The 520-nt window shown below is 60.6% G+C and carries 1 protein-coding gene; it reads left to right on the forward strand.

Annotated elements, in window-relative coordinates; all coding sequences use genetic code 11:
* The coding region (locus tag MKK49_RS16925) for a hypothetical protein (RefSeq protein WP_244030528.1) at positions 1-191 on the forward strand (191 nt) is incomplete at its 5' end.
* Between the last annotated feature and the right edge of the window lie 329 nt (positions 192-520).

Consider the following 520-nt stretch of genomic DNA (forward strand, 5'->3'; position numbering starts at 1 on the left):
CCCCGCTACAGGAGCTCCGAAAGGACAACGCCGTCCACGCTTCTCTTTCTCAGATTCACTTGTCAAAGAACGCCGGCACGAAAGCGGAAACCCGAACCACCAGAAACCCGCGCGGTCACCCGAACGAAACCCGATTGCAAGACTGGAAAAACCGTGGTACCCGCAATCACCCTGAAGGTGAGCCGTCCTAGCGGTCCGGAGCGTCTAGAACCCCGCCACCATCCTGTCAACCCAGCCAGTCCGGCACCGCCAAACCACCCCGCCGACAGAACAGCACCCAAGAGACAAAAACAGTGGACCATCCAGCCAAAGCCGGATCATCCATCCGATAACGTCTCCAAGATGTACCGGCAAACCGCCCCGCCGAACCCGAAAGTCCCGCTCGCCGCCGCCGATGAACAGGCTTCTAGGGACACCCAGCCGGCCCGTCAACGCCGAAATGACAGCGGGATGCGTTTTTTACGACACCCGCGCGACACCCCCGGCACAACCCCCTGAAAACACACGGAAACGGTGTTGC

Origin of the sequence: Methylobacterium sp. J-090 (assembly GCF_022829345.1) — a bacterium.
GTDB lineage: Bacteria > Pseudomonadota > Alphaproteobacteria > Rhizobiales > Beijerinckiaceae > Methylobacterium.